The 648-nt window shown below is 37.5% G+C and carries 1 protein-coding gene; it reads left to right on the forward strand.

Going from position 1 to position 648, the window contains the following annotated elements:
• Positions 1–639: PD-(D/E)XK nuclease family protein (locus ACFIK8_RS11945; protein ID WP_375669553.1), on the forward strand; the 639-nt coding region annotated here is incomplete at its 5' end.
• Positions 640–648: the final 9 nt, after the last annotated feature.

Below are 648 nucleotides of genomic sequence, written 5' to 3' on the forward strand. Positions count from 1 at the left end.
CTCCTGAATATCGGGCGTAAAGAATTTGATAAACTTAATTTGCCTGCCGATATTGAAGCAATCTGGTGGAACAATTTTGAAAACTTTGCTCCATTTTTGATCCAATGGGAACAAAGTTTAGAGCCTCGTAAACGATATGCCGAAGTGGTTTCTCAAAAAATACCCATAGGTACAACGGGTGTAACACTTTCGGGACGCGCTGATCGTATTGATGTTTTGCCAGGAAAAATGGTTGAAATTTTTGATTTTAAAACCAGCACACCCCCTTCATCAAAACAAGTTCGCGATTTATTATTTCCACAATTGGCATTGGAAACAGCTTTGTTCATGCAAGGAGCTTTTACAGGTTTTCAAGATCTTACCCCTACAAATTTATTTTATATCGCTCTCAATGGAAAAGGTGAAATCGCTCCCCAATCAATTCTTTTAAAGAAAGGGAAAAAAGACACCCAAAGCGCAATTAATCTTGGTGAAAAAGCATGGAAACATCTTATTGCGTTAATAGAATATTATCAAAATCCACAACAAGGCTATCTTTCACACGCCGTCCCTTTAAAAAAAGAATATGAAGGTGATTATGACCATTTGGCACGCTTATGGGAATGGTCAAGTAGTCTTCATAAAGCAGGTCAATCATGACTCCTTTTT

The sequence above is a fragment of the Bartonella sp. MR168JLCBS genome (genome assembly GCF_042194175.1).